The following is a 23,260-nucleotide window of genomic DNA, read 5'->3' as shown; positions in this document are numbered from 1 at the left end:
TTCAGCAATTTATGTACATTGAAAACCGTATAGAAGTAAAGAGAAGAGTAAAACGATTTCAAATCGAGCAAGAAGAATTGAAAACGAGAACGCAAACGTATCTATAAGATACACTCACACAAATTTCATTACGATTAAGTAGTGAAGGGCGCATGGCGGATGCCTAGGTAGCAAGAGCCGATGAAGGACGGAACAAACACCGATATGCTTCGGGGAGCTGTAAGTAAGCTTTGAACCGGAGATTTCCGAATGGGGAAACCCAATACCGCGAGGTATTACCACAGTGTGAATACATAGCACTGTTGGAGGACACCTGGAGAACTGAAACATCTTAGTATCCAGAGGAAGAGAAAGAAAAATCGATTCCCTAAGTAGCGGCGAGCGAACGGGGAAGAGCCCAAACCAGCTTCGGCTGGGGTTGTAGGACGTTCACAACGGATTTAAAGACTTAGACGAATGGTCTGGGAAGGCCAACCGCAGGGGGTAAGAGTCCCGTAGTTAAAAAGTCGATAAATTTAGAACGTATCCTGAGTACGGCGGAACACGAGGAATTCCGTCGGAATCCGGGAGGACCATCTCCCAAGGCTAAATACTCCTTGCTAACCGATAGTGAACCAGTACCGTGAGGGAAAGGTGAAAAGCACCCCGGAAGGGGAGTGAAATAGATCCTGAAACCATGCGCTTACAAGTAGTCAGAGCCCGTTAATGGGTGATGGCGTGCCTTTTGTAGAATGAACCGGCGAGTTACGAATATATGCAAGGTTAAGCAGATGATGTGGAGCCGCAGCGAAAGCGAGTCTGAATAGGGCGAATGAGTATATGTTTGTAGACGCGAAACCAGGTGATCTACCCATGACCAGGCTGAAGTTCAGGTAACACTGAATGGAGGGCCGAACCGACTTACGTTGAAAAGTGACCGGATGAGTTGTGGGTAGGGGTGAAATTCCAATCGAACCTGGAGATAGCTCGTTCTCTCCGAAATATATTTAGGTATAGCCTCATATTAGCATCGTGGAGGTAGAGCACTGTTTGGATGAGGGGCCCATCCCGGGTTACCGAGTTCAGACAAACTCCGAATGCCACAGATGTGATGTATGGGAGTCAGACAGTGGGTGATAAGGTCCATTGTCGAGAGGGAAACAGCCCAGACCACCAGTTAAGGTCCCCAAATATATGTTAAGTGGAAAAGGATGTGGCGTTGCACAGACAACTAGGATGTTGGCTTAGAAGCAGCCATCATTTAAAGAGTGCGTAATAGCTCACTAGTCAAGTGACGCTGCGCCGAAAATGTACCGGGGCTAAACATATTACCGAAACTGTGGATTAAAATTTATTTTAATGGTAGGAGAGCGTTCTAAGTGCGGCGAAGCATGATCGTAAGGACATGTGGAGCGCTTAGAAGTGAGAATGCCGGTGTGAGTAGCGAAAGACGGGTGAGAATCCCGTCCACCGAACGACTAAGGTTTCCAGAGGTAGGCTCGTCCGCTCTGGGTAAGTCGGGACCTAAGCCGAGGCGATAAGCGTAGGCGATGGACAACAGGTAGAAATTCCTGTACCAGTAAGATTGCATTTGAGTGATGGAGTGACGCAGAAGGAAAAGATGAGCGCGCGGAAGGAAGAGCGCGTCCAAGCCATAAGGCTGCATGTTAGGCAAATCCGGCATGCATTAAGGCTAAGTGGTGATGGGGAGCCGAAAATAGTAGGCGAAGCATATGGACTCACACTGCCAAGAAAAGCTTCTAGCAAGTAATCATACTGCCCGTACCGTAAACCGACACAGGTAGTTGGGAAGAGAATTCTAAGGTGAGCGAGCGAACTCTCGTTAAGGAACTCGGCAAAATGACCCCGTAACTTCGGGAGAAGGGGTGCTTATAGCAATATAAGCCGCAGTGAATAGGCCCAAGCGACTGTTTACCAAAAACACAGGTCTCTGCCAAACCGAAAGGTGAAGTATAGGGGCTGACGCCTGCCCGGTGCTGGAAGGTTAAGAGGAGTGCTTAGCGCAAGCGAAGGTACGAATTGAAGCCCCAGTAAACGGCGGCCGTAACTATAACGGTCCTAAGGTAGCGAAATTCCTTGTCAGGTAAGTTCTGACCCGCACGAAAGGCGTAACGATTTGGGCACTGTCTCAACGAGAGGCTCGGTGAAATCATAGTACCTGTGAAGATGCAGGTTACCCGCGACAGGACGGAAAGACCCCGTGGAGCTTTACTGTAATTTGATATTGAATCTTGACTCCACCTGTACAGGATAGGTGGGAGCCGATGAAGCATGGACGTTAGTCTATGTGGAGGCAATGGTGGGATACCACCCTGGTGTGGTTGAGATTCTAACCCGCAGCCGTGATCCGGCTGGGAGACAGTGTCAGATGGACAGTTTGACTGGGGCGGTCGCCTCCTAAAGAGTAACGGAGGCGCTCAAAGGTACCCTCAGAATGGTTGGAAATCATTCACAGAGTGTAAAGGCATAAGGGTGCTTGACTGCGAGACCTACAAGTCGAGCAGGGTCGAAAGACGGACTTAGTGATCCGGTGGTTCCGCATGGAAGGGCCATCGCTCAACGGATAAAAGCTACCCCGGGGATAACAGGCTTATCTCCCCCAAGAGTTCACATCGACGGGGAGGTTTGGCACCTCGATGTCGGCTCATCGCATCCTGGGGCTGTAGTCGGTCCCAAGGGTTGGGCTGTTCGCCCATTAAAGCGGTACGCGAGCTGGGTTCAGAACGTCGTGAGACAGTTCGGTCCCTATCCGTCGTGGGCGTAGGAAATTTGAGAGGCGCTGTCCTTAGTACGAGAGGACCGGGATGGACATACCACTGGTGTACCAGTTGTCGTGCCAACGGCATAGCTGGGTAGCTACGTATGGACGGGATAAATGCTGAAAGCATCTAAGCATGAAGCCCCCCTCAAGATGAGATTTCCCCAATAGATGCCTCAGAGACTATGAGGTTGATAGGTTTGGCGTGTAAGTGTGGCAACACATTCAGCGGACAAATACTAATCCATCGATGACTTATTCAAAAGTAAGACCAGAAATTAAAAGAGTGCGTTCACTCTTCTCGATACTTCTATCCGGTTTTGAATGTATATACATTCACTAATAGTCTGGCGGCGATGGCGGAGAGGCCACACCTGTTCCCATGTCGAACACAGCAGTTAAGCTCTCCAGCGCCGATGGTAGTTGGACTGACGTCCCGCAAGAGTAGGACGCTGCCAGGCGATTACATAAGATTTACAAAATGGATGCGATGAGCCGCATTGAGACCTTTCGAGGTCTCTTTTTTTTGTTCTTTTTTATATAGTATAATAACGATATAACTTTAATGGAGGTATATATGTCTCTTATTAATAAATTAAAAGGACTTCATAGTGAAGGTATTATATCAATGCATGTACCGGGGCATAAAAATAATACAATTGGAAAGCTGGCGGATATAATTAAGCCTGTATATGACTTAACTGAAATACCGGGGCTCGATGATTTGCATGATCCTGCTGAGATATTGAAAGAACTTAATGACAAGATGTCATTAAAACGAGAAGGATATTATGCACAAGCAATGGTGAACGGAACAACAAATGGGATCATCTCCAGTATCTATGCACTGAATGAAACTGTAAGTCATTTTTACATTGTCGGAGAAGCACATAAATCTGTATATCACGGAGTCTCATTAGTGAATGCATCCTACAGTATTATTTCTATAGAAGAACTTTATAAAGTTAAGGTGAAGAATACATGTGTAATATTCACATCTCCCTCATACACAGGGACTCTTGTTAAGAATATAGGAGAACATATAAATTTCATCAGAAATAATAAAGCTTTTAGTATTATCGATGCAGCGCACGGTGCACATTTATCTATTACAGAGAACTTTAAGGAATCTCTGCTGACATCAGAGGCAGATGCAGTAATTGAGTCATATCACAAAATGCTCCCCGCATTGACGATGGCATCAGTTTTGTTTACTAAAGACTTAGATTTGCACCAGCGTATTATGCATTACATTAATCAGTTTGAAACATCGAGTCCGTCTTATCTTGTACTGGCATCTATCGAATATGCACAGGAGTTTTATAACAATTATGATGACACTGTGTTCTTTAGAAAAAGAACAGTTTTAATTAATCATCTAAAAGAACATGGAGTTAAGGTGGTTGAACCGGATGATCCTGGAAAACTCATGTTGACGTCATCAAAGGGACCGTATAACCTTGAACGTAGTTTAAGGGATGAAGGTATATATTCGGAGATGGTTACAGAAGAAGGTGTGCTGTGGTGCTTGCCGCTGTGGCACGAAGATGACAGCTATCCTTTTAAAGAACTGCTCGATAAAATCACAAAATTAACGCCGGCAGCAGACAATACTGCCGAGATTAAAAATATCGCTGTCCTCGAAGGTAAGATATGTCTTGAAAATATCGTACCTTATCCACCGGGAGTACCACTTGTATTAAAAGGAAATGTGATTACCAGCGGGGATATTAAAAGGATAAAGCACTATCAAGTTAATCATGTTAAAATAGAGGGTATAGATTACAACATCAATTATTATATGAATGAGGCAGAATTATGAGTTACTTCATCACTTTTGAAGGTCCTGAAGGATCTGGGAAAACAACGGTTATAGAACGTATCAGAACATTATTATCGGACTCGTATGAAGTTGTAAAAACACGAGAGCCCGGCGGTATACCAATCAGCGAAAAAATTCGTGACGTACTGCTGACTAAAGGACATGAAATGGATGGCCGTACGGAGGCGCTGCTTTTTGCAGCATCGCGCCGACAGCATTTGGTGGAACGTGTGATACCGGCACTTGAGACAGGAAAAATTGTACTCTGCGACCGTTTTGTCGACAGTTCGTTAGCTTATCAGGGCATTGCCCGCGGCATTGGATTTGATGATATAATGGCGATAAATAAATTCGCCATTGAAACTCATATGCCTGACTTAACAATTTACTTAAAGCTGGCGCCGGAAACAGGCTTAGAGAGAATCCGCGATAATGCACGTGAAAACAATCGTCTGGATGAAGAAACTATAGACTTTCATAAAAAAGTAGTCTTGGGTTATAATGAGTTATCGGAGTTATACCCGAACAGAATTAAAGTTGTTGATGCAGCTCAGTCTATCGATAGCGTTGTCAGTGATACATTAAATATTATAAATACTTATATACAATCTAGAGGTGAAGAATAATGAAAATGGTAATAGCTATTGTCCAGGACCATGACAGCCAAAGATTAAATGATAAATTAACAAAAAATGATTTCCGTAATACGAAACTCGCTTCCACAGGCGGTTTCCTGCGTGCGGGTAACACTACGTTCCTATGTGGTGTGGAAGATGCACGTGTGGACGATCTTCTTAAACTGATCGACGATACTTGCGGAAACCGCGAGCAGACTGTTGCCCCGGTTACGCCAATGGGCGGAAATGCGGATTCTTATATTCCTTATCCGGTTGAAGTTGAAGTCGGCGGCGCTACTGTATTTGTTTTACCGATAGAGCAATTCGAAAGATTTTAAAATGAATAACAGTATTGTAGAGAAACAATTATTAAAAATTATCGAGAACAATAAGCTGAGTCATACTTATATGTTCGAAGGTGATGCAATAGAAACATTGCGCAAATACAGCAAATTTTTTGCGCTGCATATTTTCGGCAGCAATACACGTAATGAGATGCTGATAGATTCAGGCAATCATCCGGATTTATATTATTTATCGACAGCTGAAAACACGATTAAGAAAGAAGAAATCGAACAGCTGGTCCGCCAGATGAACCAGAAACCAATAGAGTCTGATTACAAAGTGTATATTATTGAGCAGTTTGAAAAGCTGACTCCGCAAGCCGAAAACAGTATACTCAAATTTTTAGAAGAACCGCCTGAAAAAACAATAGCAATTTTATTAACGATTAATAAAAGCGGCATACTGCCTACGATTCATTCGAGAAGCCAGCATATCCATATCCAGGGAGAAGACGGTGACCGTGAGGATTCACTGCCTAACTTAAGTGAAGCTGAAACTAAAACCGTCAATGCTCTTGCACTGAACACGCATCACGTCAATGAGATGGCTGATAAATTCAGTGAGATGCGGAATGAAGCAATGAGCTTCGGGACGCGCTGGATACATAATCATCCGCTTGTTTTAATCGATGCAAAAAAGTTAGTCGATATTTGTGATGATCGAAAAGACTATGAAATGATGCTGCAGCTCCTTGCCGGATTTATCCGTCAGGCACTGCATAAGACTATCGGTCTGGATAATTTTAAACCGTTCGAAACACCAATGCCGACAGGTAATGATGTCAATACGGTTAAATTGACACGGATGCTCGAAGAGATTCAAAAAGCGAACCAGCTGCTATCATTTAACGTTAATCCAATGCTTGTTTTTGAAGGTATGGTCATAGGTGCGAAAGGTTGATGAATAAATATGCTTAAAATCATCAAGGTCACGCAACTTGATTATTACGATAATCTGTACATCACATGCAGTGATGATTCCATAGAACGCGGCGATTATATTGTCGGAGAAACAAAAAGAGGCCTCGAACTGCTAAACGTAGTGAAAGGAACTTATGAAATTCCAAAAGACAATATTGTTGAACCCGATGGTAAATTTCTTCGTCTGGCAACTGAAGAAGACTTAATGAAATTTAAAGCGAATGAAGATAAATCTGAAACTGCAATGGAGTTTTGTGCCAATGCGATTAAAGATGAAAAACTTGATATGAATCTGGTGAATGCTAAATTCACTCTCGATATGAAGAAACTCATTTTTAACTTTACTGCAGATGACAGAGTAGACTTCAGATCGCTTGTCAGAATACTTGCGACACGTTTTAAAACACGTATCGAACTGCGTCAGATTGGTGTCAGGGATGAAGCGAAGTATCTGGGCGGGATTGGTCCCTGCGGCCGTGCCCATTGCTGTTCAACGTTTTTAGGAGACTTTGTACCAGTAAGTATCCAAATGGCGAAGAACCAGGATTTATCGCTTTCTCCAAGTAAAATATCAGGAGCATGCGGACGACTGATGTGCTGCTTAAATTACGAAGACGAATATTACGAAGATGCACGTATAAAACTGCCTGATGTCGGTGCGAAAGTAAAAACACCGGCGGGTATCGGCAAAGTAATCGGTATTAACATACTGGATCTTGCTGTCAGAGTTAAAGGTTCAGACGATTATATTGAAGAGTACGGAGAAGAAGATATTGATAAACTAGAGGTTGTGAATTAATGGATCGTGAAAAACTGTTCCTCCATATTCAGCAGCTTGAACGCAACATCAAAATGATGGATGAAGAAGTGCAGACACTGAAAGAACTTACCGTAAAACTGGTCGAAGAAAATGTCAGTTTGGAACTTGAAAAAGAAAATTATGAGCAGCTTTTAAATGATAAAGAAACAGCAGATTCACCATTTAAGGAAAACTCATTAAAAAGTTTATACGATGAAGGATTTCATGTGTGCAGCATTCATTTTGGTACACACAGGCACGGAGACGACTGTTTATTCTGCCAGGCATTTTTTAATGAAAGACAAAGTTAAAGCAGCGATCAGCTGCTTTTCTTTTTGGAGTGAAATCAATGTTAAAACCACATGAACGGATAGACGAACTGTACAGGGAAAATATGCGTATTATTCAAAGCAGTGAAACTTTTTCATTTTCCGTCGATGCACTGCTGCTCGGCAATTTTGTGAAAGTAAATAAACGCGATAATAAAATTATGGATTTGTGCAGCGGAAACGGAATTATTCCTTTGCTGCTATCTCATCGCGTGAATCAGCTGATCGATGCTGTTGAAATACAGGGTGTGCTCGTTGATATGGCGGAGCGCAGCATTCAAATGAATGAAAAGACGAACCAGATTACAATGTATAATCTTGATATTAAAGCGCTTAAAACTTCCATGGAACATTCTTCGTATGATGTGATTACAGTTAATCCGCCTTATTTTACAAGCAACCAGCCGTTAAAAGATAAAGGGCATCAGAGTATCGCAAGACATGAACTGCATATTGATTTAAAAGGTATCGTCGAGGCATGCCGTTATTTAATAACGAACAAAGGACGACTGTATATGGTCCACCGTGCAGAACGCAGCGCTGAAGTGTTTACTGAGCTGCATAACCATGGATTCAGAGTCAGGCGGGTGCAGTATGTCTATAATGATATAAACAGTAAAAATGCGATGTTTATCGTGCTGGAAGCAATATTTAATTCAAATGCTTACGCCGATATACTGCCTCCGTTTTATATTTATAATGCGGATAAAACTTATTCGGATGAAATGCTTGAGGTGTATTACGGTGACGACAGAGGATAAGAGATATTATGTCTATATTATCGAATGCAGCGACAACAGCCTGTATACTGGCTATACAACGGATATAGATGCGCGCATAACAACGCACAATGAAGGCCTTGGTGCGAAATACACACGTGGCAGACTTCCTGTCTCGCTGCGTTACATAGAAGTATTTGATTCAAAAAGCGGCGCGCTGAAACGTGAGTATGCGATTAAGCAGCTGACTAAAAAACAGAAATTATCATTAATTGGAGGATAATAATGTTATATATTACCGGGACGCCGATAGGCAATTTAGATGATATGTCATACAGAGCGATAAAAACGCTTAAAGAAGCTGATGTAATTCTTTGCGAAGATACACGAATCACACGTAAATTAACAACTCACTTCGAGATTGATACACCGCTTAAAAGTTATCATGATTTTAATAAAGAAGAAGTGACGGAATCTATTATAGAAGATATCCAGAATGGTAAAACTTATGCACTTGTGACCGATGCGGGCATGCCCGTAATATCAGATCCCGGTTTTGAACTCGTCAGCCGCATGCAGGATGAAAACCTGCCTTACAGTGTTATTCCTGCAGCTTCTGCTTTTACGATGGCACTTGTCGCGAGCGGAATCGCCAGCTACGAATTTACGTACTTTGGATTTCTGCCGAAGAGTTCATCTAAACAAAGAGAGAAACTATCTGAAATAATGCATCATAAATTTACAGCAGTGCTGTATGAATCACCGCACAGAATGAAAAATCTGATGACGGAAATAAGTAACATCGACAGCAGCAGAATCGTCAGTGTATCGAGAGAAATCACGAAGAAATTTGAGCAGCATGTCAGAGGCACAGCTGATGAATTATTATCAAAACTGGATAATGATATTCCATTAAAAGGTGAATTTGTCGTAGTTATAGATAGATATGAAGAAGAACAAGCTGAATTTACCGGTACGCCTAAAGAGCATGTGACCGAACTTGTAGAAGAGGGCATGCGCCCAAAAGATGCAATAAAACTCGTCGCGGAACTGCGTGGGTTGAAAAAGCAGGAAGTGTACGATGTGTTTCATAAATAAAAAGCCATGAATGAAATATTCACGGCTTAATACATGCAACTATTTATTAATTTTTCTTTGAATTTCTTTGATTAGCTGATCTGCGCCTTCTTTGCTGAGGACGATTTTACCATCAGCAAGTGACAAGTTGTCATCTGACACATCGCCGGTTACTGCACAAGTCATACGCGGCTGGTATTTTTTCAAAATAATTTTATCGTCATCTGTGAAAATCTCCAGTGCATCTTTGACTTCGATATCGAGTACGCGACGCAGTTCAATTGGAATAACAACGCGTCCAAGTTCGTCGACTTTACGCACAATTCCAGTAGATTTCATTAGTGATTCCTCCTACATAGTTAACCAAAATATAATGGATGATATCCAACTCGTGAAATATAAAACAGCAGAAAACAAAAAATATAAGCTGTGAAACTATTGTCGGAAATTGGATATTCATGACTATAGCACAAAAATAATGGGAAAACTATTAAAAACTGTTCAGAATTGAAAAACATACATAAATTAGATATATTAGATAAGTATATTATAGGAGGATGTCCCATGACTAAACCAACATTTTATATCACTACGCCAATTTATTATCCGAGTGGAAAGCTTCATATCGGAAACGCATATACTACAATTGCATGTGATGTAATGGCACGTTATAAACGCCTTAGAGGCTTTGACGTATACTACCTGACAGGTACTGACGAACACGGTCAGAAGATAGAACAGAAAGCTGACGACATGGGGATTTCACCTCAGACCTACGTCGATGACATGGCTCAGAATATGAAAGATTTATGGAAGTCTTTAGATATTACTTACGATCAGTTTATCCGTACGACAAGCGATAAACATAAAGCAGCTGTCCAGTACATATTCGAACGTCTGCTTGAGCAGGGCGATATTTACCTTGGTGAATATGAAGGCTGGTATTCTGTACAGGATGAGGAATTCTTTACAGAAACACAGCTCGACGAAGTTTACCGCGATGAAGACGGTAAAATGATTGGCGGAAGAGCCCCGAGCGGACACGATGTCGAACTGGTTAAAGAAGAGAGTTATTTCTTCAGAATGAGCAAGTACTCAGACCGTCTTGTGAAGTATTATGAAGACAACCCTGATTTCATTCAGCCGGAAGCACGTAAGAACGAAATGCTGAACAACTTTATTAAACCGGGACTTGAAGACCTCGCTGTATCGAGAACGACATTCAAATGGGGAGTACCGGTTCAATCGGACCCTAAACACGTTGTTTACGTATGGATTGATGCATTGGCAAACTATATTACAGCACTCGGCTACTCGACAGATGAAGACGAGCTGTTTAAAAAATACTGGCCGGCAGATGTGCACATGATCGGTAAGGAAATCGTAAGATTCCATGCAATTTACTGGCCGATTATGCTGATGGCGCTTGACTTGCCGCTGCCAAAAAAATTACTCGGACACGGCTGGCTCTTAATGAAAGACGGCAAGATGTCGAAATCTAAAGGGAACGTTATTTACCCTGATCAGATTGTTGAACGCTATGGTCTCGACTCACTCCGCTATTACTTAATGCGCGAAGTGCCTTTCGGTTCTGACGGCGTATTTACACCGGAGTCATTTATCGAACGTACGAACTTTGACCTGGCAAACGATCTTGGCAACCTGGTTAACCGTACAATTTCGATGATTAACAAATACTTCGACGGACATGTGCCAGCGTACACAGGCTCGCATACCGATTTTGATAAAAGTCTTGAAACTGCAGTGAAAGACAGTGTTTTGGAATATGAAACTGCAATGGAAAAAATGCAGTTCAGCCATGCTTTAAGAGCAGTGTGGACGATTATCGGACGCTCGAACAAGTACATCGATGAAACTGCACCCTGGGTACTGGCGAAAGATGAAGCGAACAAAGAAGCATTAGAGAATGTGATGGTTCACTTAGCGGAAAATATCCGTATCGCAGCGGTGCTGTTAAGCCCGTATCTGCCGCACGGACCAAAAGAAATCTTTAAGCAGCTGAATATTACTGATGAGAACCAGCAGACTTATGAATCAGTATTAAACTACGGTACTGTAAAACCTGCCGGACAGCTGACTAAACCGACACCAATTTATCCAAGACTGGATGTTGAAGAAGAAGTGACGCACATTAAAGAACAGATGCGTCCGCCAGCAGCTGAAGAAGAGCCGGAAGAAGCGGCTGAAAAAATTACAATTGATGACTTTAACAAAGTAGAAATTAAAGTTGCGACTGTTATTGCAGCTGAAGCTGTGAAAAAAGCGAAAAAACTGCTGAAAATTCAAGTGGATTTAGGCACTGAAGAACGTCAGATTGTCTCAGGTATTCACGAGCATTATGAACCGGGAGATATTATCGGCAAGAAAGTACTTGTCGTGACGAATCTGAAGCCTGTAAACTTGCGCGGTGAAAAATCAGAAGGAATGATTTTAACAGCAGAAAAAGGCAGCCGTTTAACGTTAATCGATGTGCCTGACGGCATTGAAAACGGCAGTGTTGTAAAATAAATCAAGGAGTGATTATGTGTTAATCGATACACACGTACATCTGAATGCACAACAGTACGACGAAGATCTTGAAGAAGTTATTGCACGTGCACGTGAGAACGGTCTCGAGAAAATGGTCGTTATCGGCTGTGACCGTAAGTCGATTGAACGCACGATGGAACTCATTGAAGCATACGATGATATTTACGGTGTTATCGGCTGGCATCCGGTAGATGCAATCGACTGTACCGACGAAGATCTCCAGTGGATTGAAGAATTATCCGCTCATGAGAAAATTGTCGGCATTGGTGAAACCGGTCTGGATTACCACTGGGATAAATCACCGAAAGATGTGCAGAAAAAGTTATTCAGACGTCAGCTGGCACTTGCTAAACGTGTCGGTCTGCCGATTATTATTCACAACCGTGAGTCGACGGAAGATTGTATGGAAATTCTGAAAGAGGAAAATGCACATGAAATCGGCGGTATTATGCATGCGTTCAGTGCAGATGAAAAAACTGCCGATGAAATAATTGCTATGAACTTCTATGTATCGCTTGGCGGCCCTGTGACATTTAAAAATGCAAAACTGCCAAAAGACATTGCTGTTCATGTACCGCTCGACCGCTTACTGGTTGAAACGGATGCCCCTTATTTAACACCGCATCCATTCCGCGGTAAACGGAATGAACCGGCACATGTAAAACTGGTGGCCGAGAAAATTGCTGAGCTCCGCGGGATGAGTTATGAAGACCTTGCAAGTGCAACGACAGAGAATGCAAAGAGATTATATAACATCTAAAATGAAAGTGTTTCACTTTGACTTTGGTTGAGGTGAAGCACTTTTTTTGTCGTCTTCGAAGATAAGAAATATAAAAATATGGTATGATACTAAACGAGGTATATGAGGTGAAGATGTATGGAAAAACCTGTGATTAAAGAAATTATTGTCGTTGAAGGCAGAGATGACACACGCAGATTAAAAGAAGCGGTTGTCTGTGAAACGATTGAAACGAACGGATCTGCAATTAATGAACGGACACTGGAAGAAATTGAAGTTGCGTTAAACACACGCGGCGCAATTATTTTTACAGATCCTGATTTCCCCGGCCATAAAATAAGAAATACGATTATTGAACGTTTCCCTAATATTAAAGAGGCGTTTTTGCCAAAACATAAAGCGCTCGGGCATAATAGTGTCGGCGTAGAGCATGCCCGTCTTGACGATATCAGAGCAGCACTCGAAAACTGCCAGACGAGCCAGCAAATCGAAGAAGAACTGATTACAATTCAGGATATGCAGTATTTACGCTTATCCGGTAATGCCGCCGCCAAAGAGCGCCGTGAGTATTTAACGGAACAGCTGAATATCGGTTATGCAAACGCAACACAGCTGCGTAAAAAACTGAATCGTTACAGTATCTCACCTGAAAAAGTTGCAGAAATATTAAATGAGCTGGAAGTGAATAAGTGATGAAACATATTTCCACTGTAGGACGTACTAAAGAAATACTCGATAAACACCATTTTAAATTTAAGAAAAGTCTCGGACAAAACTTTTTAATCGATTCCAACGTCATTAAAGAAGTTATTCATAAAGCGGATATTAATGAAAATACAGGAGTTATCGAAGTTGGCCCGGGAATTGGCTCACTGACGGAGCACCTCGCAATCAGTGCGAAAAAAGTACTGGCTTTTGAAATTGATCAGCGTTTGATTCCTGTACTCGATGATACGTTAAGTGCATACGACAATGTTAAAGTAATCAATGAGGATATACTGGAAGCAGATGTTCCGGCCCGGATAAAAGAATATTTGAGCGATTGCGATGATATCGTTGTTGTAGCGAACCTGCCGTATTACATTACGACACCAATACTGATGAATTTCCTGACTGCGCATTTACCAATCTCACGTTATTATGTAATGATGCAGAAAGAAGTCGGAGAACGTATCAGCGCATCACCAAATTCTAAGGCGTACGGTTCTTTATCGATTGCGATTGATTATTATACTGAAGCTAAAACCGTGCAGAATGTACCGAGAACAGTATTCATGCCTCCCCCGAATGTCGATTCTATTATCGTTGAGCTGAAGACTCGGCCCGAAAGAAAAATTGAAGTGGATGATGAAGACACTTTCTTCAAATTAACAAGAGGTGCTTTTATCCACCGGCGTAAAACGATTTTAAATAATTATCAGACGCTGTTTGCTGATGGAAAACAAAGGAAAGATGATATCAGAGCGCTGTTTGAAGAGGCTGGTATTGAGCCTGTCCGCCGTGGTGAAAGTTTATCGCTTGAAGATTATAAAGAAATTTACGATGCTTTCAAGAAAAGCGACTTGGATTTCGCTTAAAAATATTCAGAAATTGGCTAATTTTTGACAGAATTATGTAAACTTGCTATAATGGACTTAGTGAGGTGGGGTATAATGCCAAAAACATTAATCGACATCAAAAAGATTCTTGATTGTCAGTTAGGAAATCCATGTGTACTTCGTGCAAACGGAGGCCGCAAGAAGTTGATTGAAAGAAAAGGTATTTTAAGAGAAACATATCCATCGATTTTCGTAGTCGAGCTAGATCAAGACGAGCATAATTTTGAGCGTGTATCTTATACATACACAGATGTACTTACATCAAATGTAGAGGTAACTTTCTATAACGACGATTTTACAGAAGAATTTTTAATTCAATAACATAAAACAAAAAACCATCCGAAAGGATGGTTTTTTTGTTTTATGAGCGGATATTGAGCATGCCAGTTTAAATATATATATGATTAACATTATATAATAGATGGAGTGTGACTTATGAAAAACAATAATCCTCATATCATGCCTAAAATTGATAAAAGCAAAGGACTTGAATTTGGTCTGTATACGCTCGGAGATCATTTGCCGAATCCGCATACAGGAAAAAGAATTCCTGCAAGTCAGCGTATTAAAGAAATTATTGAAACTGCGGAATACGCAGAGCAGGCCGGGATCGATACGTTTCAGGTCGGAGAATCCCATCAGGACTATTTTGCATCCCAGGCTCATATGATTATTTTATCGGCAATTGCACAGGCAACTAAGAAGATAAAAATCGCCTCCGGCTCAACGATTATCAGTACGTCGGATCCTGTGCGTGTGTTTGAAGATGCGTCTACAATCGATTTAATCTCGGGCGGGCGTATGGAAGTTATCGCAGGCCGTGCTTCTCGTGTCGGATTGTATGAACTGCTCGGCTATAACCTGAATGATTATGAAGCTTTGTTCGAAGAGAAATTTGAACTTTTATTAAATATAAATGAAAATGAGTATGTGAACTGGAGCGGGGAATTCCGCGAGCCGTTAAATAATGCCCACGTTATTCCGCGTCCTGAAAATAATGAGAACGGTTTGCCGATATGGCGTGCGGTCGGCGGTTCAATGGCTTCTGCTCATAAAGCAGGACTTGCCGGAGTTCCGATGTATCAGGCACATTTAGGCGGACCGGCTGATGCCTTTAAGAGCCGTATTGATTTATACCGCCAGACAGCAGCTGAAGCAGGGTATGATAGAGAAGCATTGCCTGTAGCAACAGCAGGCTTCTTCTTTACACACGATGACACATTGGAAGCATACAGAAAATACTATCCTCATATTAATGAAGGTATGAAGAAATCAAACGGACAGGGCTTTCCGAAACAGGGCTTCGCACAGGGGCAGGATTATCGCAGTGTGATTAACGTCGGCGATCCGGAACTCATTATCGAAAAAATACTTTATCAGCATGAACTATTTAATCATGACCGTTATATTGCACAGCTCGATTTCGGCGGCGTGACATTAGATGACATTAAAAGTAACATAGACATTATTGGGAATAAAATATTGCCCGCGATTAAAAAATATACAAAACCACAGGGGGAGCAAGAATGAAAACAGTCATCATCAGCGGTTCAGTTGTCGGGAGCAAAACGCGTAAAGCGACGACCGCACTTAAAGAGAAAATTGAATTATTAAATAAACATGAAATAGAGTATATCGATTTAAAAGAATATGACATGCCTTTTAGCGATGGCAGAAATTATTTGGATTACGGAGGGAGTACAACTGAAGCTTTGACTAAAATAATGGAAGCGGATGTTGTATATATCGGTACGCCGATATTCCAGGCGTCAATTCCGGGTCCGTTAAAAAACTTATTTGATCTGCTGCCGCCGAATGCATTTCTGAATAAAACGGTCAGTATGATTATTACTGCCGGCTCACTCAGGCATTATCTGGTACCGGAACAGCAGATGAAACCTATTCTGTCCTATATGAAAGCAAATATTGTACCGGGCTATGTATATATTCTGGATCAGGACTTCAATGCAGAAGGTATTGAGAATGATGATATCATGCTCAGACTGGATGCACTCGTTGACAATACATTTAATAATGCAGAAGCACATAAGACAGTACTTGAAAAATTTGATGATTCATTCGGATTTTAACGAAAAAAGCGTTCAGGATATAATCCTGAACGCTTTTTTAATCTATAATTATCTAATTGTTTTAAGTCCGTTAGACCAGTTAACTGTAGTAGTGATTACAGCTTCGATAGTCGGGGTGTGTAATTCAGCAGGTGCGAATTTAGACATTTCTTCGAAATCAGTGAACAAGCTGAAAGCACCAAATGGTCCAACAGTTGCCATGTTGAAGTTAGAAAGGATCTGACGCAGTGAAAGTGTTGCTGCAACACCTAGAGTTGAACCGTAACCAACGATACCTGCTGCTTTGTTGCCGAATTCAGGTCCGATGTAGTCAAGAAGGTTTTTAAGTGCTGGTGAAATTGCTTTATTGTATTCTGGAGTAACAAAGATGAAACCATCAAGTGAATCAACTTTAGCAGACCAGTTATTAATAACTTCAGAACCGTACTGTTTGTTAGCCATTGCCGGTGGTAAAGCTTCTTTAAATAATGGTGCGTCGTAATCTTTAATGTCGACGATTTCGAATTCAGCACCTGTTTCTAATTTTTCAGCAAAGTCTTTAAGCCACTCTGCAACTTGCATGTTAACACGTGATTCACGTGTACTACCTGTAACGATACCAATTTTAGTCATTATATAATTCCTCCGGTGTGTTATTATAATCAAGTTACATTTTGTAACTATTTATCAATATACAGCATTTCGATATAGAAATAAAGGCCTTTGCTCAATTTTTTTGGATAAATTGTCATGATTACGTTTACATGGTAAATTTAAATAGATTTCATACACTAGGAGCAATAAATATGGATATAGAAATTCAAAAAATAACCGGTCGTCCATCAGAACAAAGACTTAAAATGACCGATAGTGAAAGTCTCGCTGTACAAATACCGTATGAACTCCTCGAATCATTTTCAGGTTCATTACATAATGCTGGGGTACATGTGTTTTCCGGTGAGCCAATGTATTATAAACGGCTGAATTTAAAAGTTCATATTGAATACTTAAGAAAATGGTACAACAGTCCTCTAAAAACCGCAGATTTAATACAGCAGTTTAATATTTCCGATGCTTCTACGAGCCTGTCGAAGCTGAACAGGACGGAAATTCAAAAATTAGATTACATTCATGCACTGCTCAGCGGCAACAAAGACATTGTTTTTATAGATCCTTTTTTAAATACAGTTAATGATAACATTCATTTGTTTCATAAGATGAAAAAACAGCTCATGAATCAAGGGAAATCACTGCTTGTTGCAGCATCCAGACTGGAAGATGCATTTATCGCACAGCCTGATGTTATGAAAATAAATGAACAGGGACTTCATATAGTGGAGACGACGGATAACGCCGATGATGATCCGGATGGAAGCGTGAGTAAAATTAAAGTGAAAGCACACGATAAAACAATCTTCGTTACAATTGAAGATATTGAATATCTGGAGAGCCAGGAAGGCAAAGTGTATCTTAATCTCGGCGCGGAGAAGTTCGTGATGGAATCGACGCTGCAAAGTGCTGAAAGCCAGCTCACGCAGCATGGATTTTACCGCTGTCACCGTTCTTATGTAGTGAATCTTCACAAAGTAAAAGAGATTATTACGTGGTCAAAGAATACTTACTCAGTAATTATCGACAACCCGGAAAAATCAAAAATCCCGCTGTCACGCGCAAAATTTAATGAAATTCAGGAGAAACTGGTAAAACTATAAAATAAAAAGGTGACGATATGAATATATATAAAATACGGGCGACGATTTACAGAGATCTGAGGGAGTTTTTAACGAACTATGCGGTACTGATACTGCTCATTATGCCGCCTGCCATGGCTGGCTTATACGGCATGACTCCGCGCCCTGAGGGAACAGAGATACCGGATATTATGATTTTTGTTGTACTTGGCACCGCGCTGTCGGCAATGGCAACAAATATTCCGCTGATGCTGTATGCAGAAGAAAATGAACACGGGACTTTAAAACTTGTGACCCATACGAAGAGTGATCTGATGAACGGCCTTATTGGAAGAAGCATACTGACACTGATCGTCACCGCAGTAGTGACTGTGGTATCCCTCATTATTATAGACGGCTTGTATATCGTCAGCTTTCAAATGATGATTGGGTATACAGCAGCTGCAGTAATATTTTTAAATCTCGGACTGTGGACAGGATTGCTTGCTAAACTGCAGTCAACATCTACAGTTTACGGCGCGATGATTTTATTCTTCCTCGGTATGACACCAATTGTTGAAACATTGAATCTGCCGGCGGGGAATATTATTATTGCTATCGCGGGACTGACTCCCGTGTATCAAATGATGGCGATACATAATAACGCCGGAATAATGCCTTGCGTTATTTTAACGATTTGGCTTATCGCAACAGTATTCCTAGTCTATATTGCGGTGTTGAAGCGTACTAAAACACTGTAGTACAGTTCAGTTGTCTGGAGTACACTTTGAAAATAGACAGGTACAGCAGACATTAAATTTATACAGCTCAATATTGCTTTCCTACAACTCACCGTGATTATATCGCGGTGTTTTTATTTTGCCTGTAAACTTTAGTTAAGACATCAGCAAACAAAATAAATGGAGGTTATCAATATGAGTATGATTCAGGTAGATGGGTTAAAAAAATCATTCGGCAGCGAAGATGCCCTTCGCGGTATTACTTTTAATGTAGAACGCGGTGAAATATTCGGACTGCTCGGGCCGAGCGGTTCGGGGAAAACAACGACGATTAAAATAATGACAGGTGAATTCAAACCGTCGGGCGGGGATGTTCATGTGAACAGCTACAGCTATAAACAGTTCAGTAAAAACGACTACGTCAGCAGCCTGGGGATTTTATCGGATAAAAGTTCTTTATATGACAGACTGACGGTCAAAGATAACCTGGAGCTGTTCAGGAAGCTCTACAATGCACCAAAAGGGTCGGTCGAGAAAGTGTTAAGAGATGTGGGTCTCGAAAGTGAAATCGATAAAACAGTGTCGAAATTATCGAAAGGGATGAAGCAGAGGATACTGTTATGTAAGGCGGTCATTCACAGACCTGCGATTTTATTCCTGGATGAGCCGACTTCGGCACTCGATCCGACGACAACTGAGAAAATTCACGACATGCTGGAAGAGCTGCGAAATGACGGTACGACAATCTTACTGACGACACATAATATGGATGAAGCGACGCGTCTCTGCGATAACGTCGCATTCTTATATCAGGGTGTAATTCAGGATTCAGGTGCGCCTGTTGACCTACGACATAAATATAAACGCGATGAAGTGCATATTACGTACACTGACGGCACGGTGAAAACAGTAGAGAGAACTGCGGAGAACAAACAGCTGCTTGATAATGTGCTGTTCAACTCAGAAGTTGCCGATGTCAGAACGGATTTCCCGACACTCGGAGAAGTATTTAAAAAAGTAACTGGTAAGGAGCTGGTTTAAATGAACATGACAAGAATGATGGCCATATTTGAAAAAGATCTAAAAGAATTTATGAAAAATATGATGCTGTTTACATCGGTGCTTATTCCGGTACTGATGGCAGTGTTTTTCTCGAGAGTCGGCGTTGGAGCTGGGGCAGAAGGTGAGATGCCTCCGGAAATACTCGGGATTCTGGCAGGTGTTGTCTTCTCGGCAGTAATATTCAGTTCAGTGATGACGATGATTGCTGAAGAAAATGAGAAAGATACGTTAAGAGGATTGCTGCAGTCACCGGCAACAATTATCGATATTATTCTCGGCAAGAGCATGGTGGTTACTTTAATGACAATTATCTCGCTCGTCGCTTCAATTATGATTATCGGTCCTGAAAACTACTGGACGCTGGAAAACATAATCAGCCTTGTATTGACGGGTCTATTTTTCCTGAATATGGGAATTGGACTTGGACTTGTTGTAAAATCAGTCGCTACAACGTCCGTGTATATTATTCCGATTATGTTCATCTTCGGTTTTACACCTTATATAGAAATGCTTATTACAGATCCTGACAGCATAGCGATTAAAATTGCAGAATACTTCCCGATTTATCAGCATATGTTTGTCCTTGAAGGAAACGGCGGAGCGATGGAATTTATCATTCTTGCTGCATGGGTTGCAGTCAGCTTCCTGCTTGTATTGTGGGCATTTAATAAACGTAAAAATGATGAGTAACTAATAATTGCGCACCGGAACCCTAAAGGGGGTCCGGTGTTTTTATTTAATAAACGTCTTCGTCGTGATGAACGACAACACTTAAAGGCATTTAAACGTCTTCGTCAAAGCCGGCAGCGGCATCCAAATATCACAACCTGAAAATATCAGCAATATTCATCTTTGTTATATGATAAAATAACACATATATATTTCGAAAAAAATCTGGCAAAGGACTATGAATTATGCATTATGAAATCGCACCAGCAAAAATTAATTTAACATTGGATACGCTGTATAAACGCGATGATGGTTATCACGAAGTCAGTATGGTTATGACGACTGTCGATTTGAACGATAATTTATCGTTTGAAAAGCGTAAGGACAGAAGAATCATCATTGAATCAGATCATCAGTTTGTACCGACTGACAGACGCAACTTAGCGTATCAGGCGGCTCAATTAATGATGCGCCGTTATAAGATTAAAACCGGTGTTACCATTAATATTGATAAGCATATTCCGATTGCTGCAGGTCTAGCCGGAGGCTCTGCCGATGCCGCCGCGACGTTCAGGGGGATGAACGCGCTGTATAATCTCGGCATCAGCCTCGATGAACTGGCAGAGCTGTCCGGAGAATTAGGTTCTGATATTCCATTTTGTGTGTACGGGGGAACGGCGCTTGCGACCGGACGCGGTGAGATTATCGAACGTCTGCCCAGGCCGCCGCACGCCTGGATAGTACTTGCGAAGCCGTCTATCAGCGTGTCGACAAAGACAATTTACAGCGCATTGAAGCCGGGTAAAAATAAACCGGCGTCAGACTTAATGAAACAGGCAATTGTAAATGAAGATTATGAACAAATACTCGGCACATTAAAAAACGATCTTGAAGAAGTAACGGTTAAAAAATATCCGCAGGTCAGAAAACTGCTCAGCAATATGAAAGAATCTGGTTCTGACGGCGCACTGATGAGCGGCAGCGGACCGACAGTGTTCGGTATTGTCAGAAAGGAAAGGCAGTCTGTACATTTGTACAACGCAATGAAGGGATGCTGTGCTGAAGTTTATCGGATTAGATTGCTTGGATAAGTATTAAAATCCGAACTTATATGGTAAAATTAGTACATATAATACGGTTTAGGGGTTAGGTTATGAAATATAAACGCAGTGAACGGCTCGTCTACATGACGCAGCATTTAATTACAAATCCAAACAAATTGATACCATTAACAACTTACGTAGATAAATTCAGCCAGGCGAAGTCTTCAATCAGTGAAGATATCCGCATTATTAAAGATGTCTTCAATGCTGAAGGCTTAGGGGTGCTGCAAACGACAGCAGGTGCCAACGGCGGCGCAATGTTCATTCCGAAAATCAGTGTAGAACGCGCAAAAGATATCATTGCAGAGTTCAAAACGGATCTTGAAGCGAATGAACGTCTGCTTCCGGGCGGCTACTTATATATGTCTGATATTATGGGCAACCCGAAAATGATGAACGATATCGGCGATTTAATCGCCACAATGTACGGCGATTTGGAAATCGATTCAGTCGTGACGATTGCAACGAAAGGAATTTCGCTCGCAAATGCTGTGGCCCGTAAGCTGAATGTGCCAGTTGCTGTTATCCGTAAAGATAACAAAGTAACAGAAGGCTCGACAGTATCGATAAATTACGTCTCCGGCTCGACGCGTAAAATCGAGACGATGGTCTTATCAAAACGCACACTTAAGGAAGGTTCGAACGTCCTTGTAGTAGATGATTTCCTTCGTGCGGGCGGTTCGATTACCGGTGTGACGAATCTGATGGAGGAGTTCAATGCGACAGTAGTAGGCGTCAGCGTGCTCGTTGAAGCAAAAGAAGTAGCGAACCGCAGATTTAACGATTACACATCACTGCTTAAAGTATCGGAAATCGATGAATATAACGAATCATTTGTAGTTGAAGAGGGAAACTGTTTAGATTACATTACAGACAAATAGATTTTATTCAAATTACGGAGGATGATTAAGATGCAGCCAATTAATTCTGACAAAGCACCAGCAGCAGTAGGACCATACAGCCACGGAGTAAGAACGGGGAATTTATTTTATTCTTCAGGCCAGGTGCCGTTAACAATGGAAGGTAAAATTGTTTCAGACGATGTTGCGAAACAGGCAAAACAGGTTCTCGATAATATCGGAGGCGTGCTTGAAGCGGCCGGACTGGACTACAGTAATATTGTCAAAACAACTATTTTCATCGCTGATATGAATGACTTTGCAGTCATCAACGAAGTTTACTCGAAGTACTTTACGGGTAAACTACCTGCAAGATCATGTGTAGAGGTTAGTCGTCTCCCATTAGATGCAAAAGTGGAGATTGAGGTTGTTGCATCTTTCGAGTAACTGTTGATTTTAGTGGGGTTCTCAGCTAGATAGGTTTTACACAAAAGATCTAAAACATAAATCTATGGAGGAACAGACACATGAAAATAACAGACGTAAGATTAAGAAAAGTCAATAATCAGGATACAAGAATGAAAGCTCTTGTTTCTGTCACATTTGATGAGTCATTCGTTATTCATGATTTACGTGTAATAGACGGTAACAATGGACTGTTCGTCGCAATGCCGAGTAAACGTACTCCGGACGGAGAGTTCAGAGACATTGCCCATCCGATTAATTCCGACATGCGTAAACATGTGCAGGAAGAAGTAATGCGTGTGTATGAAGAAACTGCTGATGCAGCTGAAGATAAAGAGAAACAGGCAAGTGAACCGACTGTTGAATCTGA

25 protein-coding genes, 2 rRNA genes and 1 pseudogene are annotated in these 23,260 nt (G+C 41.6%); 26 read left to right on the top strand and 2 right to left on the bottom strand.

The window, feature by feature from the left end; all coding sequences use genetic code 11:
• Positions 1–132 precede the first annotated feature (132 nt).
• The 11 genes from G4D76_RS07375 to rsmI all read left to right on the top strand — a co-directional run bounded on the left by G4D76_RS07375 (position 133) and on the right by rsmI (position 9,407).
• Positions 133–3,021 (top strand): 23S ribosomal RNA (locus tag G4D76_RS07375).
• Between the two features lie 83 nt (positions 3,022–3,104).
• Positions 3,105–3,219: ribosomal RNA gene (rrf, locus tag G4D76_RS07370) — 5S ribosomal RNA — on the top strand.
• Between the two features lie 116 nt (positions 3,220–3,335).
• Positions 3,336–4,580 (top strand): Orn/Lys/Arg family decarboxylase, encoded by a 1,245-nt coding sequence (locus tag G4D76_RS07365; RefSeq protein ID WP_213809541.1) that lies wholly within the window; start codon positions 3,336–3,338, stop codon positions 4,578–4,580.
• A complete protein-coding gene (gene tmk / locus G4D76_RS07360; protein WP_026860074.1) occupies positions 4,577–5,206 on the top strand; it encodes a dTMP kinase in 630 nt (209 codons plus the stop codon). The genes G4D76_RS07365 and tmk overlap by 4 nt, the downstream gene beginning before the upstream one ends.
• Complete coding sequence (locus G4D76_RS07355) at positions 5,206–5,535, top strand: cyclic-di-AMP receptor (RefSeq protein WP_026860075.1); 330 nt, start codon at positions 5,206–5,208, stop codon at positions 5,533–5,535. The genes tmk and G4D76_RS07355 overlap by 1 nt, the downstream gene beginning before the upstream one ends.
• Before the next feature lies 1 nt (position 5,536).
• Positions 5,537–6,442 carry a hypothetical protein gene (locus tag G4D76_RS07350; RefSeq protein ID WP_213809540.1) on the top strand — a complete coding sequence of 302 codons (906 nt, stop codon included), beginning with the start codon at positions 5,537–5,539 and terminating at the stop codon, positions 6,440–6,442.
• A 9-nt stretch (positions 6,443–6,451) separates the two neighbouring features.
• Positions 6,452–7,261 (top strand): PSP1 domain-containing protein, encoded by an 810-nt coding sequence (locus tag G4D76_RS07345; RefSeq protein ID WP_026860077.1) that lies wholly within the window; start codon positions 6,452–6,454, stop codon positions 7,259–7,261.
• The gene (locus G4D76_RS07340) at positions 7,261–7,572 is read left to right on the top strand and encodes an initiation-control protein YabA (protein WP_026860078.1); all 312 of its coding nucleotides are present in this window, start codon (positions 7,261–7,263) and stop codon (positions 7,570–7,572) included. Before G4D76_RS07345 ends, G4D76_RS07340 begins: the two co-directional genes overlap by 1 nt.
• 38 nt (positions 7,573–7,610) lie before the next feature.
• Positions 7,611–8,351: a tRNA1(Val) (adenine(37)-N6)-methyltransferase gene (locus tag G4D76_RS07335; RefSeq protein WP_026860079.1), complete on the top strand. Its 741-nt coding sequence runs from the start codon at positions 7,611–7,613 to the stop codon at positions 8,349–8,351.
• Entirely contained in the window at positions 8,335–8,592 is a 258-nt protein-coding gene (locus G4D76_RS07330) for a GIY-YIG nuclease family protein (protein ID WP_035785981.1), read from the top strand. The genes G4D76_RS07335 and G4D76_RS07330 overlap by 17 nt, the downstream gene beginning before the upstream one ends.
• A gap of 2 nt (positions 8,593–8,594) precedes the next feature.
• Entirely contained in the window at positions 8,595–9,407 is an 813-nt protein-coding gene (gene rsmI / locus G4D76_RS07325; protein WP_035785983.1) for a 16S rRNA (cytidine(1402)-2'-O)-methyltransferase, read from the top strand.
• A 39-nt stretch (positions 9,408–9,446) separates the two neighbouring features.
• On the opposite strand, the gene G4D76_RS07320 is transcribed toward rsmI, so the two are convergent.
• A complete protein-coding gene (locus tag G4D76_RS07320; RefSeq protein WP_026860082.1) occupies positions 9,447–9,725 on the bottom strand; it encodes a transition state genes transcriptional regulator AbrB in 279 nt (92 codons plus the stop codon).
• A gap of 225 nt (positions 9,726–9,950) precedes the next feature.
• Here G4D76_RS07320 and metG point away from each other — a divergent pair, with 225 nt between their 5' ends.
• The 7 genes from metG to G4D76_RS07285 all read left to right on the top strand — a co-directional run bounded on the left by metG (position 9,951) and on the right by G4D76_RS07285 (position 16,363).
• Entirely contained in the window at positions 9,951–11,915 is a 1,965-nt protein-coding gene (metG, locus tag G4D76_RS07315; RefSeq protein WP_026860083.1) for a methionine--tRNA ligase, read from the top strand.
• Between the two features lie 16 nt (positions 11,916–11,931).
• Positions 11,932–12,696, top strand: coding sequence for a TatD family hydrolase (locus G4D76_RS07310; protein ID WP_213809539.1), 765 nt, complete (start codon positions 11,932–11,934; stop codon positions 12,694–12,696).
• 117 nt (positions 12,697–12,813) lie between these two features.
• Positions 12,814–13,368, top strand: a complete 555-nt coding sequence (gene rnmV, locus G4D76_RS07305) for a ribonuclease M5 (RefSeq protein ID WP_026860085.1) — start codon at positions 12,814–12,816, stop codon at positions 13,366–13,368.
• Complete coding sequence (gene rsmA, locus G4D76_RS07300; protein ID WP_026860086.1) at positions 13,368–14,252, top strand: 16S rRNA (adenine(1518)-N(6)/adenine(1519)-N(6))-dimethyltransferase RsmA; 885 nt, start codon at positions 13,368–13,370, stop codon at positions 14,250–14,252. Before rnmV ends, rsmA begins: the two co-directional genes overlap by 1 nt.
• Before the next feature lie 75 nt (positions 14,253–14,327).
• Positions 14,328–14,594 carry a Veg family protein gene (locus G4D76_RS07295; RefSeq protein ID WP_026860087.1) on the top strand — a complete coding sequence of 89 codons (267 nt, stop codon included), beginning with the start codon at positions 14,328–14,330 and terminating at the stop codon, positions 14,592–14,594.
• A 114-nt stretch (positions 14,595–14,708) separates the two neighbouring features.
• On the top strand, positions 14,709–15,803 hold the full coding sequence (locus G4D76_RS07290; protein ID WP_371814449.1) for an LLM class flavin-dependent oxidoreductase: 1,095 nt from the start codon (positions 14,709–14,711) through the stop codon (positions 15,801–15,803).
• The gene (locus G4D76_RS07285; RefSeq protein WP_026860089.1) at positions 15,800–16,363 is read left to right on the top strand and encodes an NADPH-dependent FMN reductase; all 564 of its coding nucleotides are present in this window, start codon (positions 15,800–15,802) and stop codon (positions 16,361–16,363) included. Before G4D76_RS07290 ends, G4D76_RS07285 begins: the two co-directional genes overlap by 4 nt.
• 48 nt (positions 16,364–16,411) lie before the next feature.
• Here G4D76_RS07285 and G4D76_RS07280 read toward each other — a convergent pair whose 3' ends face one another.
• The gene (locus tag G4D76_RS07280; protein WP_026860090.1) at positions 16,412–16,975 is read right to left on the bottom strand and encodes an NADPH-dependent FMN reductase; all 564 of its coding nucleotides are present in this window, start codon (positions 16,973–16,975) and stop codon (positions 16,412–16,414) included.
• 173 nt (positions 16,976–17,148) lie between these two features.
• Between G4D76_RS07280 and G4D76_RS07275 the strand changes: the two genes are divergently transcribed.
• The 8 genes and pseudogenes from G4D76_RS07275 to spoVG all read left to right on the top strand — a co-directional run.
• On the top strand, positions 17,149–18,054 hold the full coding sequence (locus G4D76_RS07275) for a LytTR family DNA-binding domain-containing protein (protein ID WP_213809538.1): 906 nt from the start codon (positions 17,149–17,151) through the stop codon (positions 18,052–18,054).
• 17 nt (positions 18,055–18,071) lie between these two features.
• On the top strand, positions 18,072–18,773 hold the full coding sequence (locus G4D76_RS07270; protein ID WP_213809537.1) for a hypothetical protein: 702 nt from the start codon (positions 18,072–18,074) through the stop codon (positions 18,771–18,773).
• A 174-nt stretch (positions 18,774–18,947) separates the two neighbouring features.
• Positions 18,948–19,793 (top strand): ABC transporter ATP-binding protein, encoded by an 846-nt coding sequence (locus tag G4D76_RS07265; protein ID WP_213809536.1) that lies wholly within the window; start codon positions 18,948–18,950, stop codon positions 19,791–19,793.
• On the top strand, positions 19,794–20,504 hold the full coding sequence (locus G4D76_RS07260; RefSeq protein ID WP_026860094.1) for an ABC transporter permease: 711 nt from the start codon (positions 19,794–19,796) through the stop codon (positions 20,502–20,504).
• 224 nt (positions 20,505–20,728) lie between these two features.
• On the top strand, positions 20,729–21,574 hold the full coding sequence (ispE, locus tag G4D76_RS07255; protein WP_213809535.1) for a 4-(cytidine 5'-diphospho)-2-C-methyl-D-erythritol kinase: 846 nt from the start codon (positions 20,729–20,731) through the stop codon (positions 21,572–21,574).
• A gap of 62 nt (positions 21,575–21,636) precedes the next feature.
• Positions 21,637–22,467 carry a pur operon repressor gene (gene purR, locus G4D76_RS07250; protein ID WP_026860096.1) on the top strand — a complete coding sequence of 277 codons (831 nt, stop codon included), beginning with the start codon at positions 21,637–21,639 and terminating at the stop codon, positions 22,465–22,467.
• A 30-nt stretch (positions 22,468–22,497) separates the two neighbouring features.
• Positions 22,498–22,872: a RidA family protein gene (locus G4D76_RS07245; protein ID WP_026860097.1), complete on the top strand. Its 375-nt coding sequence runs from the start codon at positions 22,498–22,500 to the stop codon at positions 22,870–22,872.
• Between the two features lie 80 nt (positions 22,873–22,952).
• Positions 22,953–23,205 (top strand): annotated as a pseudogene (gene spoVG, locus G4D76_RS14910) (septation regulator SpoVG); the annotation flags it as partial.
• Positions 23,206–23,260 lie beyond the last annotated feature (55 nt).

Origin of the sequence: Jeotgalicoccus sp. WY2 (assembly GCF_018437745.1) — a bacterium.
Classification (GTDB): domain Bacteria; phylum Bacillota; class Bacilli; order Staphylococcales; family Salinicoccaceae; genus Jeotgalicoccus; species Jeotgalicoccus psychrophilus.
This window is presented reverse-complemented; position numbering and strand designations above follow the sequence as displayed.

Coding starts and splice junctions, on each gene's coding strand:
- G4D76_RS07340 (WP_026860078.1), top strand. CDS start 7,261: ATGGATCGTGAAAAACTGTTCCTCCATATTCAGCAGCTTGAACGCAAC.
- rnmV (WP_026860085.1), top strand. CDS start 12,814: ATGGAAAAACCTGTGATTAAAGAAATTATTGTCGTTGAAGGCAGAGAT.
- G4D76_RS07260 (WP_026860094.1), top strand. CDS start 19,794: ATGAACATGACAAGAATGATGGCCATATTTGAAAAAGATCTAAAAGAA.
- ispE (WP_213809535.1), top strand. CDS start 20,729: ATGCATTATGAAATCGCACCAGCAAAAATTAATTTAACATTGGATACG.
- G4D76_RS07280 (WP_026860090.1), bottom strand. CDS start 16,975: ATGACTAAAATTGGTATCGTTACAGGTAGTACACGTGAATCACGTGTT.
- rsmA (WP_026860086.1), top strand. CDS start 13,368: ATGAAACATATTTCCACTGTAGGACGTACTAAAGAAATACTCGATAAA.
- G4D76_RS07355 (WP_026860075.1), top strand. CDS start 5,206: ATGAAAATGGTAATAGCTATTGTCCAGGACCATGACAGCCAAAGATTA.
- G4D76_RS07285 (WP_026860089.1), top strand. CDS start 15,800: ATGAAAACAGTCATCATCAGCGGTTCAGTTGTCGGGAGCAAAACGCGT.
- G4D76_RS07335 (WP_026860079.1), top strand. CDS start 7,611: ATGTTAAAACCACATGAACGGATAGACGAACTGTACAGGGAAAATATG.
- G4D76_RS07350 (WP_213809540.1), top strand. CDS start 5,537: ATGAATAACAGTATTGTAGAGAAACAATTATTAAAAATTATCGAGAAC.
- G4D76_RS07270 (WP_213809537.1), top strand. CDS start 18,072: ATGAATATATATAAAATACGGGCGACGATTTACAGAGATCTGAGGGAG.
- metG (WP_026860083.1), top strand. CDS start 9,951: ATGACTAAACCAACATTTTATATCACTACGCCAATTTATTATCCGAGT.
- rsmI (WP_035785983.1), top strand. CDS start 8,595: ATGTTATATATTACCGGGACGCCGATAGGCAATTTAGATGATATGTCA.
- G4D76_RS07295 (WP_026860087.1), top strand. CDS start 14,328: ATGCCAAAAACATTAATCGACATCAAAAAGATTCTTGATTGTCAGTTA.
- G4D76_RS07320 (WP_026860082.1), bottom strand. CDS start 9,725: ATGAAATCTACTGGAATTGTGCGTAAAGTCGACGAACTTGGACGCGTT.
- G4D76_RS07365 (WP_213809541.1), top strand. CDS start 3,336: ATGTCTCTTATTAATAAATTAAAAGGACTTCATAGTGAAGGTATTATA.
- G4D76_RS07345 (WP_026860077.1), top strand. CDS start 6,452: ATGCTTAAAATCATCAAGGTCACGCAACTTGATTATTACGATAATCTG.
- tmk (WP_026860074.1), top strand. CDS start 4,577: ATGAGTTACTTCATCACTTTTGAAGGTCCTGAAGGATCTGGGAAAACA.
- G4D76_RS07265 (WP_213809536.1), top strand. CDS start 18,948: ATGAGTATGATTCAGGTAGATGGGTTAAAAAAATCATTCGGCAGCGAA.
- purR (WP_026860096.1), top strand. CDS start 21,637: ATGAAATATAAACGCAGTGAACGGCTCGTCTACATGACGCAGCATTTA.
- G4D76_RS07290 (WP_371814449.1), top strand. CDS start 14,709: ATGAAAAACAATAATCCTCATATCATGCCTAAAATTGATAAAAGCAAA.
- G4D76_RS07245 (WP_026860097.1), top strand. CDS start 22,498: ATGCAGCCAATTAATTCTGACAAAGCACCAGCAGCAGTAGGACCATAC.
- G4D76_RS07275 (WP_213809538.1), top strand. CDS start 17,149: ATGGATATAGAAATTCAAAAAATAACCGGTCGTCCATCAGAACAAAGA.